The following is a 14,253-nucleotide window of genomic DNA, read 5'->3' as shown; positions in this document are numbered from 1 at the left end:
GAGAGGCAAGTTGTCGGAACGTCGACTTGGATATGACCACCCAAGATCAACGATCACGGGGCCCGCACAGCAACGCGTTGTTTCCAGACAGCTTCGGGCGATCCCGAGCCGCTGCCACTGACCGCCCGAGAGTTCGTGCCCGCCGCTGAAGTTGCGGGCCAGCAGAGTGTCCAGTCCGCGCGGGAGGTCCATGACCACCTCCTCGGCGCCCGCCTCCGCGACCGCCTCCGTCACCCGCTCGTCGGTGAGCGGCGCCGAGGAACGGCCCACCGCCACGTTGACGCGGGCCGTGAACGGCCACCGCTTGAAGTCCTGGGCCACCATCGCGACGCGTTCGGCGAGGCGGCGCCGGTCGGCGGTCGCCGCGTCCACCTCGTCCCACAGGATCCGGCCGCTGTCGGGGGCGTACAGGCCGGCCAGCAGCTTCACCAGGGTTGTCTTGCCGGAACCGTTCTCACCGACCAGCGCGACGATCTTGCCGAGCGGGACGGTGAGCGTCACGTCCTCCAACGCGGGTCGGGTCGGGTCACCCGGATAGCTGAAGGTGACGTGCTCGAAGCGGATCTCGCGCGGTTCCTCGGGCAGCGCCGCGCCGCCCGCCGGAATGGCCCGCTCGGCCGCCTCGACGTAGAGCCGCTGCAGATCGCCCACGAACACTGCCTCCTCGTGCAGCGCGTTGACCTCCACGACCAGCGTGTCGAGGCTCTGCGAACCCGCGCGGATGGCGATCACGGCCGTGCCCGCCACCGACAGGGCCATCGCGCCCGCCAGCAGCAGCCCGCCCAGCGTCGCGTACGTCGCCGCCGTGGCCAGGCCCGTCCAGGCCGCCGCGATCAGGCCCGTACGGGCGGCCAGCCGGGACAGGCGGGCCTGCTCGGCCTCCGCCGTCTCGGACATCGAGCGGAAGTGCCGCAGCAGAAACGGGCCCACGCCGTGGACGCGGATCTCCGGGGCGGCCTCCGGCTCGATGAGCAGTGCTCCGAGCAGCCGTCCCGCGCGCGCGTGCTGCACCCAGGCATGGAAGGACTCGTAGCGCCGACGGGCGATGGTCAGCGCGCTCCAGCCACTCGGCAGCGTCATCGTCACCAGCAGCGGGAGCAGCGCCGGGTGCAGCACGGTCAGCACGCCCGCCGCGGCGACCAGCGAGATCATCGCGTTCATCACGCGTGTGGCGAACGAGATCATGCGGCGGGCGGAGGCGGCGCCGTACTGGGCCGTGTCCAGCAGTTTGTGGAAGGCGTGGTCCTCGATCGCGGCCAGCTCCACCTCGGCCGCCCGCTCCAGATACAGCTCGGTGGCGACCCGCTCCACCTTCGGCTCCAGGCGCCCGGTGGCATACGTCGACGTCGCCCGCAGCAGCGCCCCGACCAGCATCACGGCGGCCATCACGGTCAGCGCGGGGAGGGCGCCGCGCAGCCGTTCCTCGATGGCGCCGCCGCCGATCAGCCGGCCCAGCACGCTGTTGACCGCGAGCAGACTCACCGCCTGGGCCGCGCCCCGGCCCGCCTCGGCGGCCAGCACGGCGCGGGCGGCCGACCGGTCGGCCTGCCAGGCCAGTCGGAAACTGGACGCCAGCAGGGCGGGCAGCCGGGTCGTCATGGCCCGGAAGTTCAGCTCCAGGAACGCGTCCGAGTGTGTGTTCCAGCCCATGTCGTAGCGCAGCGGGCCGCCGAAGAGCAGCCGCTCCGACTCGGAGACCTCGGGTGTGCCACCGTCCTTGCCCACGGCACGTCTCTTGCCCACCGCCGACCTCCCCCGATCGTGGACGAACGGCCACTATCGCGGGGCGGGCTGCTTCGGGGCAGGGCGCGTGCGGGGGAGACGGGAACGCGCGGGCGTACGCCCTGGTGAGGTGCGGTGGCGCGTCTGACCTGCGCTGTGGCGGGTGTCTGACGGGCGCTGTGGGCGATCGCGGCGCACGGTGAGACCGCCGGGACGGCTCGGGTCCGAACGGTGCTGTGGGGCGTTCCTGACGTGCGCCGATTACCGGTGTTCTACACGCTGACCGGCCGCGACCACGTGGGGAGCAAGCCCGTCAGCCGGCACAGGGCCAGGTAGAGCGGTATCGGCGGGGTGTAGGGGAGGGCGCCGTCCGGCCTGTGGATCAGGCCCGGTACGCCCGGGGCTTCGGGCAGGACTGCGCCGGTGGCGTAGTGCGCGGGGGCCGGCCACTCCAGTGCGTAGTCGGAGTCGGACGGCACGATCCACCACCAGTGCGTCTCGTCGGCGTAGACGCATCCCACGCGCGGCAGCAGGGGCATCAGCGGCGGGCCGAGGCGGGCGGGTATCACCACCGCGTCGCAGCCCAGCGGGGACGTCATACCGACGGGGACGGGCAGTCGCCGGGGCGTTGCCGACGTGCCTACTCCCGTGGGCTGGTTACGGCGAATGCGGACCAGTGTGTCCAGGCTCCGCACCCGGGCACTGCCGGGCGCAGTGCTCACGCTCTCCACCAATCATGGCTCCGGTCGATCGGGGGGAGGCCCAAGGCCCCCGTCCCGTCGGCCGTCGGCCCGTGTGCCTCCGCCTCGTCCTCGCCGCCCGAGCCGCCGGCCGGGCCGGGCTTCGGCCGGGCCCCCCAGCCCAGGTCGTTGCGCGGGACGTCGGCGTCGTCACGGGGGGTGTCGGCCTTGCGCGGCAGTTCCGCCCACACCAACAGCCCGGGGCCGTGTTCATGGGCACCCCAGGCATGGCACAGCGCGTCGACGAGGAGCAGTCCCCTCCCGTGCTCCTCCTCGGGCCGCTGCGGGGACGGATGGGGCTCGCCAGGCGCGCAGCCCTCGTCCCGCACGGCTATGCGCACCAGGTCGTCGACGTCGTGCAGTTCGCAGACGACGATGGTGCTCGCGGTGTGCACTATGGCGTTGGTGACCAGCTCGGAGACCACCAGGGCCGCCGTGTCGCAGGTGTCCTCGCAGACCGACCAGCCGGTCAGCCGGGCCCTTGTCAGGCGTCTGGCGTGCGCGGGAGAACCCGGATGTGCGGCCAGCTCGAAACGGAACCGGCGCTCGGCAGAGGCCCTTTCGGGGCCCACTCCCGCGGCGGCACCGAGACCTTGGGGTCGGCCTGCGGCGGCGTCTGTTCCTAAGGGCGCGGACGGAATCACGCTTGCCACTATCGCCCCGTCGTGAACACTTGGCAAGTGTCACTCTGAAAAATGCAGAGTGCTGTGTGACGCGGTGAAGGGCCGTGGCACACTGCTCGCAACAGCACGTCGAGCGGCGCCAGTTGGGATCGGCGGAGATCCGTACAGATCTTCGAATGGGTCTTCGAATGGCGCCGCAGGGCTGTCAGCATTCTTTCTTCGGCGGCCTGATTCCCTTGTGGCCGTCCAGCCGGGGACTTTGTGGAGGTGAAGCGTGAGCGAACCGCGGTCCGCGCCGACCGTCGGCCAGGTCGTCCTCGGCCGGCGCCTGCTGGACCTGCGGGAATGCGCCGGGCTCAAGCGCGAGGAGGCCGCTCGCATCCTCCGCGTCGCCCCCGCCACGGTCCGCCGTATGGAGATGGCCGAAGTCGCGCTCAAAATCCCCTATCTGCAACTGCTCCTGAAGGCCTATGGAGTTTCCGACGAGGAGGCGGAGGCATTCGTCCAGCTGGCCGAAGAAGCCAACCGTCCCGGTTGGTGGCAGCGGTTCCACGACGTCCTGCCCGGCTGGTTCTCCATGCATGTCAGCCTGGAGGGCGCCGCGTCCCTCATCCGCGAGTATGAGCCGCACTTCGTGCCCGGGCTCTTGCAGACCGAGGACTACGCGCGTGGCGTCCTGGAGTCCGGTGCCATCGGCCAGACGAGTCCCGAGGACATCGAGCGCCATGTGGCCCTGCGCATGCAACGCCAGGATCTGCTCACCCGCCGGGACGCTCCCAGGCTTTGGGTCGTGATGGACGAGACCGTGCTGCGCCGCCCCGTCGGCGGCCCGGAGGTGATGCGTGCCCAGATCGGCAAACTTCTCGAGGCCACGAAGCTGCCCAATGTGACGCTCCAGGTCGCCCCGTTCGACAACGGGCCGCACCCCGGCACATACGGGCCCTTCGTGCTGTTCCGATTCGCCGTGCCCGAACTCCCGGACATGGTCTACAGCGAGTACCTGACCGGAGCCGTCTACCTCGACGCGCGCGCCGAGGTGGCGACCCACCTGGAGGTCATGGACCGCATGGCGGCGCAGGCCGCTACAGCGCATCGCACGAAGGAGATCCTCCGGGATCTCCGCAAGGAGTTGTGAATGGATCGCATCAAGCCGCGCAAACCCGTCTACAACGGCATGCCCGCGCGGGAACTGGGCAGCGAGGGCTGGCACAAGCCGTGGAGCGGCGGAAACGGCGGGAACTGCCTGGAGGCCATGAAGCTCGCCGACGGCCGGATCGCCGTCCGCCAGTCCACGGACCCGGACGGTCCGGCCCTGATCTACACCACCGACGAGATGACGGCCTTCATCGAGGGCGCGAAGGCGGGGGTGGCCGACTTCCTGCTGTCCTGAGACGCCGCTTCTTGATGGTCCGCCGATTCCCCTAAAAATTGCGCCGAGTTGTGAGCACCTGAGTGGCGTCCTGAATGCGTCCTGAATGAGCGCTGAATGAGTACTGAGCCGATCACCTACTGCCGCATGACCTTGTGGAGCCCATCGTGAACCGGGCAGCCCCCTGCCGAGATCGACACGAGCAGGCCACGCTCGCCCTGCGCTCCAGGGACGAGTTCACCCGCTCACGATCAACACCTGGAACCGGGTTGCGCTGTCGACGGGAAAGATCGCCGGGACGGACGATCGGCGCCAGGTCCTGTCGTCACATTCCCGTCGTCCGCCCGGAGGGCGGGGCAGGCGGGAATGTGACGACAGGACCCGGACCGGCCCGCTGTTTTCGCGGCTACACCCTCATCGGGCGGTCGTACGGCCCGATCGGCGCCGGCAGCCGTGAACTGCCCGTCAGGAGGCGGTCGACGGCCGCCGCCACCGCCCGCCCCTCCGCGATCGCCCACACGATCAGCGACTGGCCGCGGGCGGCGTCCCCCGCGGCGAACACTCCGGGCACGCTGGTGGCGAATCCGGCGTCCCGCGCTATCGTGCCGCGGAGCTCCAGCTCCAGCCCCAGTTGCTCGATCAGCCCGTCCTCCCGGTCGGGTCCGGAGAAGCCGAGGGCGAGCAGCACGAGGTCGGCGGGGAGCGTCCGGCCGGTCCCCGACACCGGGCGCCGCTCCTCGTCCACCTCGGTCAGGTGCAGCGAGCGCACCCGCCCGTCCGTGTCGCCGGTGAAGCGGAGCGTCGACGCCGCGAACAGCCGCGCGTCCGCGTCCGCCGCGGGTGCGCTGCGCAGGTCGCGGGCCTCCTCGTGCGCGGCCGACAGCCGGTAGATCTTCGGGTACGTCGGCCAGGGGTCGCTGTCCTCGTCGCGCTCGGCGCCCGGCTGGGCGTAGATGTCCAGCTGGGTGACGGACGCGGCCCCCTCCCGGACCGCGGTGCCCAGACAGTCGGCCCCGGTGTCGCCGCCGCCGACTATGACGACGTGCTTCCCGGCGGCCGACATCGGGGACGTCACCAGGTCGCCCTCGCACACCCGGTTGGCCAACGGCAGATATTCCATCGCCTGGTGGATGCCGGCCAACTCCCTTCCTTGAACATGAAGTTCACGCCAGGCTGTCGCCCCCGTGGCGATCACCACGGCGTCGTAGCGCGCCCGCAACTCGGCCGCCCCGACGTCCCGTCCGACCGCCGTGGACGTACGGAACTTGGTCCCCTCGGCCCGCATCTGCTCCAGCCGCCGCTCCAGATGGTGCTTCTCCATCTTGAACTCGGGGATGCCGTACCGCATCAGGCCACCGAGCCGGTCGTCCTTCTCGTACACGGCGACCGTGTGCCCCGCCCGGGTCAGCTGCTGTGCCGCGGCCAGGCCGGTGGGCCCCGATCCGATCACCGCGACGGTGCGTCCGGACAGCCGATCCGGCGCCCTCGGCGGCGCGAAACCGAGCTCCCAGGCCCGGTCGGCTATGGCGACCTCGACGTTCTTGATGGTGACCGCGGGCTGGTTGATGGCGAGAACGCAACCCGCCTCGCACGGAGCCGGACACAACCGCCCCGTGAACTCGGGAAAGTTGTTCGTCGCGTGCAGCCGGTCGGCTGCGGCCCGCCAGTCGTCCCGGGAGACCAGGTCGTTCCACTCGGGGATCAGATTGCCGAGCGGACAGGCCTCGTGGCAGAACGGGACGCCGCAGTCCATGCAGCGGTCGGCCTGTTTGTTGATGATGGGCAGCAGTGCCCCGGGGACGTACACCTCGTCCCAGTCCCCGACCCGCTCCTCGACGGGCCTGCGGGGCCACTCCTGGCGCGGAGTGTGCATGAATCCCTTGGGATCGGCCATGGGCCGTCTTCCTTGCGTACGCGTGCGACGGGGCCGTGCGTCATCGGCCGGCACTCTTTCGGCCACGATACGTCCCGTGGGGCGCCCGTGCAGAGTGGGGGGGACAGCGCTTTCTGCGTGGATCTTCCCAAGTGAGAGCCAAGGCATTCTCGGACGGGAGCCCGGGTCCCCGTGAGGCGACCGGGGTCTCCGTGAGGCGATGGCCGGTCTTCGGAGGCGACGGCCGGGTCTTCGGAGGCTAGGGTCGGGGCCCTCTCGGACGGGCGGCAGTTGTCTCTCAGGTGAGCGCCAGCACGAATGCCACCGCCGCTCCGGCCGAGGCGACGGTGCGGACGTGGTTCCACATCGTCCACTCACGCACGTACGTGGGCCAGTACGCCGCCGTTTCCGCGGTGCCCGGGTCAAGCTCGAGCAACGCGTCGTTGCGCGGCACGTTCGCGACCATAGTCAGCGCGAACGATCCGAACAGATACAGCGCGCCACCCACCAGCAGCTCGACCGCCCCCTCGTCCGGCCACAACACGAACGTCACCACGGCGATCACCGCGCACAGCACCGCGGAGCCGACGAACAGGAACATGAAGGGCGGCCGCACCGCGGCCACGTTGATCGCGTTCATCGCGGCGACGCCCTGCGCGGGCGGCAACGAGGCCAGCCCTCTCACCACAAAGGTCGAGAACCCGCAGAAGACGCCGGCCACCAGGCCGGTACCGAGCACACCCAGCACCGTCAGTACGAAGTACGGCCCATCGATCACGCCGACATCAACTCCCGCATCGAGCCGAGACTCTGCCCGGCACCACCCGTCACCACCGTCACCGCCGTCACCACAAGCGAATTCCCGCCCGGGCACGGCGACCATGGCCGAACCGCCCGGGGGCAGGCGCGAACGTCCGAGGGCCGGTCCTCACCGGCCCGGCGCCCGACGACCCGCCGACTCCTCCGCCTCCGCACCCGCCGCCTCCCGCCACTTCCCGAGCACCGTCTCCACGACCGCCGATATACGCCGCCGCGCCTCGTTTCGCGCCACCCCACTCATCAGCAGCTGGTCGTACGGCGTGTCCAGATGTCTTACGGAGGCCACGACCGCCGAGGTCACCGCCCCCGTGGACAGCGCCCGCCCCGCAGCGCTCCGGCCCACCCGCCCGCTGCCCCGCACCGAGGCGTGCGCGGCGATGTCCTGCGCCCGGTCCGCCGGACACCCGGGGAACAGCCGTAGTATCTCCGCCGCGAACGCGTCCGTGAACCGCACGTCCCGCGCCGCCCGCAGCCGAGCGTCGCGCACCCGGCGCCGCCGCCGCGCCTCCGCGTCCGCCAGACACCGCTCCTCGGCACGGGCGAGCCCCGCCTCCTCGACGAGGACGCCCTGCCGCTCGTAACGGCCCTTGCGCCGGTTGAACCGCACGACCACCGCCGACAGCGCACTCTCCTGTCTCGACCGTCGCGTCAGGGCCGTGTCGCCGCGCGGCAGGAACACCAGATGCCCGAGGTCGGCACAGTCGAGACACCGCGGTGCACCGTCCTCGAGGACGAGCAGCGACAACGGCCCGCCGCTGCACTCCGCGCAGTGGCGTCGCTTGAGGGGCTGGATGACGAGAAGCCCGGTGCGGTGCGGGGGAGTTGCGAGGCGTGCCATACGCGGTTCATTCCCCCTGACACGGTCGGACCTACTCGGTTCGATCATGCCGTTGCCGTTGCGGTCGCGCGCACGAGCGGAACGCATCCTGACCGGGCCCTGACGCATCATGGGCGGTGTGCGACTCGAAGCGATCACCTGGTACCGGCTCGGCGACCTCCTGGCCGAGCGCCTGCTCGATCTGCAGCCGGCTGACGGGAGCCCCTGGCCCCGCATCGCGTTCGACGGCGCCCCGGCGGCCCGGCCGGGAGACCTCGCCGAGCGGGTCTCGGAGGCCCTGCGCGTACGAGGCCGCCCTTCGCTCGTCGTGGGAACCGAGGGCTTCCTGCGCCCGGCCTCGCTCCGCCTCGAGTACGGCCACCGGGATCCGGAGGCCTACTACAACGGCTGGTTCGACACGAGCGCCCTGTGGCGTGAGGTCTTCGGTCCGCTCGAACCCGGCGGTTACGGCCGCGTCCTGCCCGACCTGTGGGACGGATCGCGCCACACGCAGCTCCTACGTCCAACTCCCGCCCGGGAGCATGCTGTTGCTCCACGGCCCTCTCCTGCTGAACCACTGGTTCCCCTTCGATCTGACCGTCCACGTCCTGCTCTCACCCGGCGCCCTGCGCCGCCGCACCCCCGAGGCGGAGCACTGGACACTCCCCGCCTTCGAGCGCTACGAGGCCGAGACAGACCCGGCCGCCATAGCCGACGTCCTCGTGCGCGCCGACGACCCGCGCCATCCGGCTTGGAGCGGCTGATCCGTGACGCTCCAGGCCGGACAGCCGGACACGGCGACACCCTGCTCTTCTCCTCCACCGACGGACGCCAGAAGGCGCGCAAACTCGCTGTGACCCCCGCATCAGCCTGTCGGTCTTCGACCTCGCCAACCCATTCGACCTCGCCAACCCCTACACCTCGGTCGAGATCCGCGGCACCGCCGAGATCGTTCCGGACGAGGGCAAACGGCTCCCGTACGAGCCCGCCGAGAAGGACGACGAGGTCCGTGTGATCGTCCGCGTCGTCCCGCAGAAGATCGTGGCTTTCCCGGTCTGAGGGCGTCCGGGTGCGTACGCCGGGCGGCGCGGCGAGAATGAAGGGCGCCGGTATCAGCGGAGCGACCCGCGCCGCGCCGGCCGTCCGGCACCGGGAGGTACTCCATGACCACAGCCGGAGACATCATGCACCGTGGTGCCCAGTGGATCCCCGCCCACGAGACCCTGGACCGCGCCGCACAGTTGATGCGCGAGCTGAACGTCGGAGCCCTGCCCATCGGCGACGACAACGAACGGCTCTGCGGCATCCTCACCGACCGCGACATCGTCATCGGCTGCGTGGCCATGGGCCATGACCCGGCCAAGGTCACGGCGGGCGAGATGGCCCAGGGCACCCCGCACTGGATCGACGCGGGCGCCGATGTCAGCGATGTGCTCCACGAGATGCAGGAGCACCAGATCCGCCGGCTTCCCGTCATCGACAACAAGCGCCTGGTCGGCATGATCAGCGAGTCCGACCTGGCACGGCACCTGACGGAGCACCAGATCGCCGAGTGGGCCGAGAGCGTCTACGCCAGGACCCCTGCCCGACCCTGAACCCTCGCCCCAGACCTTCGCCCCGGACCTCGCCCCTGATCCGCGCTCCGGACGGAGCTCCGGTCAGAGCCAGCCGTTGCGTCGGAAGCCGCGGTACAGCGCCAGACACGCGACGGATATCACGCCTATGACGAACCCGTAGCCGTACCGCCAGTGCAGCTCCGGCATGTGCTCGAAGTTCATGCCGTACACCCCGCAGACCATCGTGGGTACGGCGATCACCGCGGCCCATGCCGTGATCTTCCGCATGTCCTCGTTCTGTGCGACCGTCACCTGGGCGAGATGCGCCTGCAAGATCGAGTTGAGCAGCTCGTCGAAGGCGGCGATCTGCTCCTTGGCCCGCAGCAGGTGGTCGGAGACGTCTCGGAAGTAGGCCTGTATCTCCGGGTCGATCACTCGTATCGGCCGAGTGGCGAGGTCCTCGAGCGGGCGGCCGAGCGGAACCACGGCCCGCTTCAGCTCCAGCAGTTCGCGCTTGAGCTGGTAGATGCGCCCCGGATCGGCCCGTGCGCCGTTCTCCGCGAACACGTCCGTCTCGACCTGGTCGATGTCCTCGTGCACGGAGTCGGTGACGCTCAGATAGTCGTCGACCACGTGGTCCGCGATCGCGTGCAGCACCGCGGCCGGGCCCTTGGCGAGCTGCTGGGGATCGGACTCCAGCTCCTCGCGCAGCGGGCCGAGCGATCCGTGCCGCCCGTGGCGCACCGTGACCACGAAGTCCTGGCCGGCGAACACCATGATCTCGCCGGTGTTCACCACCTCGCTGGTCTCCGTGAGTTCCTCGTGCTCCACGTAGCAGACCGTCTTGAACACGGCGAACAGCGTCTCGCCGTAGCGCTCCAGCTTCGGGCGCTGATGGGCCTCGACCGCGTCCTCGACTGCCAGCGGATGCAGGTCGAAGAGCTCGGCGATGCCCACGAACTCCTGGTCCGTCGGCTCGTGCAGGCCCAGCCAGACGAAGCCGTCACGTTGTTTGCGTACCTGTTCCACGGCGTCGACCAGATCAGCGCCCCCGGGGACCCGGACGCCGTCCCGGTACGTCACGCAGTTCACCACGGACGAGCCCAGCGGGGACCGGGCGGGGTGGCTCAGGTCGACGCGCGGGCGCCGCCGGGCCAGCCCTGCCACCGTGCGGAGGCCGCCGACCCTGCCGAGGCTGGTGACCTTCCGCAGATTCCCTGCCATGGACATCTGGATCTCCTTGCGTGGATCTCCTCGCGCCGCATTCCTGCGCCTTGACGCGCCAGTCTGCCAGGTCGGCATGACCGGCGGAGAAGCCTGTGGGAACAAGGCGTTCCGCTTGGTTCCCGGCTGTGGACGAAGGGTGTCGAGCGTATTCCGCACGACCCGAGGCCCTCTGGCGGAGATCTCGCAGTCTCCGAGCGTCGACCACTCCGGACAAGCCGGGCAACTGGGAAGATCAAGACATGACGCGAATCGACGGACACCTCTTCGACAACCGGCAGACCGAGGCGGGCGGGCATTTCGACGCCTTCGCCGCCCTGTTCGATCCCACGACCTTCCGGCACCTCGAAGCGCTGGGCGCAGGACCCGGCTGGCGCTGCTGGGAGGTCGGCGCCGGCGGCACCTCCGTCGTGTCCTGGCTGGCCAAGAGGGTCGGGCCGACCGGGCGGGTCGTCGCGACCGACATCGACACCTCCCGGCTCGCCTCGGCCTCCCGCCCGCCGGTCGAGGTACTCGTCCACGACGTGGGGACTCAGGAGCCGCCCGGCGAGAGCTTCGATCTGGTGCACGCCCGGCACGTCCTCGTTCATGTGCCGGACCGGGAAGGGGCTTTGCGGTCGATGGTCAAGGCCCTGCGTCCTGGCGGGCGGCTTCTGGTCGAGGACGCCGATCCCGCCCTGCAGTCCCTGCTCTGCCCCGAGGAGTACGGCCCGGAGCAGCAGTTGGCGAACCGGCTGCGGCACGGCTTCCGCAAGCTGCTCGCCGACCGGGGTTCCGACCTCTCCTACGGCCGCAGGCTTCCGCGTCTGCTGCGCGAGGCCGGCCTGCGCCGGGTGGAGGCGGACGCGTACTTCCCCGTCGCTTCGCCCGCCTGTGGCGACTTGGAGTCCGCCACCATCCGCCAGATCCGCCCCCGGCTGGTGGCCGCGGGCCTGGCCACGGACGAGGAGATCGACCGCCATCTGGCGAACGTCGCGTCCGGCGCCATGGATCTGGCGACCTTCCCGATGATCTCGGCGTGGGGGCGCAAAGGTTAGACGGGAAGGCGGGCCGGTGGGAGCGATGTCCCTCGGCGGTCAGTCCGGTGCAGGCATCCTCCGGCGGTCGGTCCGGTGCAGGGGTCGTCCGGCGGTCAGCCCGGCTCAGGGCCACCGCCCGGCGTCAGCCCGGTATCGGCGGTCTGCCCCCCACCCGCTGCACTGCCAGCGCCCCCGCCCCGCACCCCTCCCTCGCCGCCGCGTCCGGCGCGGCGCCCGCGAGCAGGGCTGCGAGGAACGCTCCCGTGAAGGCGTCACCGGCCCCCGTGGTGTCCCGGGGCGTCACCGGCACGGCGGGGACCCGGGCGCTCACGGCGCCGGACCGGGCCACGAGCGCACCGTCCGCCCCTTGCTTGGCCACCACCAGTGGGATGTGGCGGCTCAGCTTGGCCGCCGCGTCCGCCGCATCGGGCAGCCCGGTCAGCAGGCACGCCTCGTCACGGCTGGGCAGCAGCACGTCCACGCCTTCGACGAGTGCCAGAAAACGGTCGACCCCCAGCTCCTCCAGGAAGCCGGCCGACGCCGGATCCAGGCTCACCGGCACGCCACGCGCGCGGGCCGACCCGATAGCCACCGCCACCAGCGCGCGGCTTGCCTCGGAGAACAAGAGGTAGCCCGACAGGTGCAGCCGCACGACGCCGTCGAGCAGCGCCTCGGACCAGTCATCGGGGTCGAGGCGCAACGAGGCGCCGCTGTCCGTGAGGAACGTCCGCTCGGCCGCGGCATCCGTGTCGACGAGGCAGATCACCGTGCCGGTCGGCGCCTGCGGATCGACGACTAGCCTGGGCCGTACACCGCAGGCGGCCAGCTCCCGTTCGTGCCACGCGGCCGAGTCCGCGCCGACCCGGCCGAGCAGCCGCACCTCCGCGCAGCCGGAGTGGGCCGCCCAGCAGGCCGCATTCGCTCCCGCGCCGCCGGGCAGCGTCCGGATCGCGGCGGCCGTGTCCGTGCCCGGCGCGAGTGGCCCCCTGCGCCGGGCGACGACGTCCGTGATCACGTCCCCGACTACCAGCAGCGCACCGTTCGGCCCCGTTGTCACGCCGTGGCCCAGGCCGCCGCGATCCGTCCCGCGAGCCGCACGTTGCCGCGCACCGCCGCAAGGTTGGCGCTCAGCGAGGCACCGTCGGTGTGGCGCACCAGGTAGTCCAGCAGGAAGGGCGTGACCGCCTGGCCCGTCACGCCCTCCTGCTCGCACGCGTGCAGCGCGTCTGCGAGGACACGCGCGTGCAGCCCGGGATCCAGCTGCTCCGCCTCGGGGACGGGATTGGCGACGATCAGTGCCGATTCCGGTACGCCGAGAGCGTCCTGCGCACGCATGACGTCCGCCACCTGCCGCGGGCTCTCCAGCGTCCAGTCCACGGCATGCCCCGAGTCGGACAGATAAAAACCGGGGAACCGGTCCGTGCCGTACCCGGCCACCGCGACGCCCAGCGTCTCCAGCCGCTGCAGGGTCGCCGGCACGTCCAGGATCGACTTCACCCCCGCGCACACCACCGTGATCCGCGTACGCGCCAGCAGTCCCAAATCGGCCGACTCGTCCTGTGTCACCGTCCACTCCCGGTGCACCCCGCCGAGCCCGCCCGTCGCGAACACCCGTACGCCCGCCAACGCCGCCAGCAGCGCCGTCGCCGATACCGTGGTCGCCCCGCTCGCCCCGGAGGCCACTGCGAGGGGCAGGTCACGGTGGCCCAGCTTGCGGATCCCGTCCTCGTTCGCGACCCGCTCCAACTGCTCCTTGTCCAGCCCGACATGGGGTCGCCCGTCCAGCACGGCGATCGTTGCGGGCACGGCCCCCTCCCGCCGTACGACGTCCTCCAGCTCCAGCGCCACCTGCAGATTGCGCGGGCGCGGCAGCCCGTGCGCGATGATCGTGGACTCCAGGGCCACCACGGGTTGACGCGCGTTGATCGCCGCCCGCACCTCTTCCGACACCACCAGCACCACGCACCTGCCTCCTGTCCGTCGTTCTTCCCTCATCTCTGGCGGGCGGCGCGTCCGGTCAAACCCTTGCGGGCTGTGGGGGACGACACCAGCCTGGTGTACATGACGGACAACACCGCACGCCTCGACCACGTCGTCCTCTGGGTGCGCGACCCGGTCGCCTCGGCCGACTTCTACGAGAAGGCGGTCGGACTGGAACCCCTGAAGGTCACGGAGTACGCCGCCGGGAAGGCGTCGTTCCCCTCTGTACGGCTCAACGAGGAGACCATCTTCGACCTCGCGCCGCTCAGCCTGGCCGAAGGGATGAACATGGTGCCGGGCGCCGCGGAGAGCGCCGGCCACGCGGTCAACCACGTCTGCCTGTCCCTCCAGGCGGTCGGCTTCGACGCGCTGCGCACCCGCCTGGAGGAACGCGCCGTCCCGGTCTCCGACCTCTCCTACGACTCCTACGGCGCCCGCGGAAAGGCCCGGCGCAGCTTCTACTTCCGCGACCCGGACGGGAACGTCTTCGAGGCCCGGCACTACGACTGAG

14 protein-coding genes and 1 pseudogene are annotated in these 14,253 nt (G+C 71.0%); 6 read left to right on the top strand and 9 right to left on the bottom strand.

Annotation, left to right across the window (positions count from 1 at the left end; translation table 11 throughout):
- The 3 genes from ACZ562_RS27840 to ACZ562_RS27830 all read right to left on the bottom strand — a co-directional run.
- Positions 1-1,650: ATP-binding cassette domain-containing protein (locus ACZ562_RS27840; protein ID WP_471184420.1), on the bottom strand; the 1,650-nt coding region annotated here is incomplete at its 3' end.
- A gap of 344 nt (positions 1,651-1,994) precedes the next feature.
- Positions 1,995-2,444, bottom strand: a complete 450-nt coding sequence (locus ACZ562_RS27835) for a hypothetical protein (RefSeq protein WP_471184389.1) — start codon at positions 2,442-2,444, stop codon at positions 1,995-1,997.
- Positions 2,441-3,115, bottom strand: coding sequence for an ATP-binding protein (locus ACZ562_RS27830; protein WP_471184387.1), 675 nt, complete (start codon positions 3,113-3,115; stop codon positions 2,441-2,443). Before ACZ562_RS27830 ends, ACZ562_RS27835 begins: the two co-directional genes overlap by 4 nt.
- A 244-nt stretch (positions 3,116-3,359) precedes the next feature.
- On the opposite strand from ACZ562_RS27830, the gene ACZ562_RS27825 reads away from it, so the two are divergent.
- Positions 3,360-4,220 (top strand): helix-turn-helix domain-containing protein, encoded by an 861-nt coding sequence (locus ACZ562_RS27825; RefSeq protein ID WP_471184385.1) that lies wholly within the window; start codon positions 3,360-3,362, stop codon positions 4,218-4,220.
- Positions 4,221-4,475 carry a DUF397 domain-containing protein gene (locus ACZ562_RS27820; protein WP_150950159.1) on the top strand — a complete coding sequence of 85 codons (255 nt, stop codon included), beginning with the start codon at positions 4,221-4,223 and terminating at the stop codon, positions 4,473-4,475.
- 385 nt (positions 4,476-4,860) lie between these two features.
- Here ACZ562_RS27820 and ACZ562_RS27815 read toward each other — a convergent pair whose 3' ends face one another.
- The 3 genes from ACZ562_RS27815 to ACZ562_RS27805 all read right to left on the bottom strand — a co-directional run bounded on the left by ACZ562_RS27815 (position 4,861) and on the right by ACZ562_RS27805 (position 7,984).
- Positions 4,861-6,348, bottom strand: coding sequence for a glutamate synthase subunit beta (locus tag ACZ562_RS27815; protein WP_471184382.1), 1,488 nt, complete (start codon positions 6,346-6,348; stop codon positions 4,861-4,863).
- A 277-nt stretch (positions 6,349-6,625) separates the two neighbouring features.
- The gene (locus ACZ562_RS27810) at positions 6,626-7,105 is read right to left on the bottom strand and encodes an anthrone oxygenase family protein (protein ID WP_471184416.1); all 480 of its coding nucleotides are present in this window, start codon (positions 7,103-7,105) and stop codon (positions 6,626-6,628) included.
- 150 nt (positions 7,106-7,255) lie between these two features.
- On the bottom strand, positions 7,256-7,984 hold the full coding sequence (locus ACZ562_RS27805) for a DUF2293 domain-containing protein (RefSeq protein WP_471184380.1): 729 nt from the start codon (positions 7,982-7,984) through the stop codon (positions 7,256-7,258).
- A 118-nt stretch (positions 7,985-8,102) separates the two neighbouring features.
- On the opposite strand from ACZ562_RS27805, the pseudogene ACZ562_RS27800 reads away from it, so the two are divergent.
- Both ACZ562_RS27800 and ACZ562_RS27795 read left to right on the top strand, forming a co-directional pair.
- A pseudogene (locus ACZ562_RS27800) lies at positions 8,103-8,727 on the top strand (nucleoside/nucleotide kinase family protein).
- A gap of 399 nt (positions 8,728-9,126) precedes the next feature.
- On the top strand, positions 9,127-9,558 hold the full coding sequence (locus ACZ562_RS27795) for a CBS domain-containing protein (protein ID WP_471184377.1): 432 nt from the start codon (positions 9,127-9,129) through the stop codon (positions 9,556-9,558).
- Between the two features lie 63 nt (positions 9,559-9,621).
- On the opposite strand, the gene ACZ562_RS27790 is transcribed toward ACZ562_RS27795, so the two are convergent.
- Positions 9,622-10,749, bottom strand: a complete 1,128-nt coding sequence (locus tag ACZ562_RS27790; protein WP_471184375.1) for a magnesium and cobalt transport protein CorA — start codon at positions 10,747-10,749, stop codon at positions 9,622-9,624.
- Positions 10,750-10,985: 236 nt separating this feature from the next.
- Here ACZ562_RS27790 and ACZ562_RS27785 point away from each other — a divergent pair, with 236 nt between their 5' ends.
- Positions 10,986-11,780, top strand: coding sequence for a methyltransferase domain-containing protein (locus tag ACZ562_RS27785; RefSeq protein ID WP_471184372.1), 795 nt, complete (start codon positions 10,986-10,988; stop codon positions 11,778-11,780).
- 124 nt (positions 11,781-11,904) lie between these two features.
- Here the strand turns inward: ACZ562_RS27785 and ACZ562_RS27780 are convergent, their stop codons facing one another.
- The gene (locus ACZ562_RS27780) at positions 11,905-12,819 is read right to left on the bottom strand and encodes a carbohydrate kinase family protein (protein ID WP_471184369.1); all 915 of its coding nucleotides are present in this window, start codon (positions 12,817-12,819) and stop codon (positions 11,905-11,907) included.
- Positions 12,816-13,721 carry a pseudouridine-5'-phosphate glycosidase gene (locus tag ACZ562_RS27775; protein WP_471184407.1) on the bottom strand — a complete coding sequence of 302 codons (906 nt, stop codon included), beginning with the start codon at positions 13,719-13,721 and terminating at the stop codon, positions 12,816-12,818. The genes ACZ562_RS27780 and ACZ562_RS27775 overlap by 4 nt, the downstream gene beginning before the upstream one ends.
- A 102-nt stretch (positions 13,722-13,823) precedes the next feature.
- On the opposite strand from ACZ562_RS27775, the gene ACZ562_RS27770 reads away from it, so the two are divergent.
- The gene (locus tag ACZ562_RS27770; protein WP_471184366.1) at positions 13,824-14,252 is read left to right on the top strand and encodes a VOC family protein; all 429 of its coding nucleotides are present in this window, start codon (positions 13,824-13,826) and stop codon (positions 14,250-14,252) included.
- Position 14,253 lies beyond the last annotated feature (1 nt).

The organism is Streptomyces sp. NPDC040410 (assembly GCF_055595715.1).
Note: the sequence above shows the minus strand (reverse complement) of the source record. Positions and strands in the feature narration are given on the sequence as shown.

What these genes read in the sequence shown, in the direction of transcription:
- ACZ562_RS27795 (WP_471184377.1), top strand. Translation starts at nt 9,127, where the DNA reads ATGACCACAGCCGGAGACATCATGCACCGTGGTGCCCAGTGGATCCCC.
- ACZ562_RS27770 (WP_471184366.1), top strand. Translation starts at nt 13,824, where the DNA reads ATGACGGACAACACCGCACGCCTCGACCACGTCGTCCTCTGGGTGCGC.
- ACZ562_RS27815 (WP_471184382.1), bottom strand. Translation starts at nt 6,348, where the DNA reads ATGGCCGATCCCAAGGGATTCATGCACACTCCGCGCCAGGAGTGGCCC.
- ACZ562_RS27785 (WP_471184372.1), top strand. Translation starts at nt 10,986, where the DNA reads ATGACGCGAATCGACGGACACCTCTTCGACAACCGGCAGACCGAGGCG.
- ACZ562_RS27805 (WP_471184380.1), bottom strand. Translation starts at nt 7,984, where the DNA reads ATGGCACGCCTCGCAACTCCCCCGCACCGCACCGGGCTTCTCGTCATC.
- ACZ562_RS27790 (WP_471184375.1), bottom strand. Translation starts at nt 10,749, where the DNA reads ATGTCCATGGCAGGGAATCTGCGGAAGGTCACCAGCCTCGGCAGGGTC.
- ACZ562_RS27820 (WP_150950159.1), top strand. Translation starts at nt 4,221, where the DNA reads ATGGATCGCATCAAGCCGCGCAAACCCGTCTACAACGGCATGCCCGCG.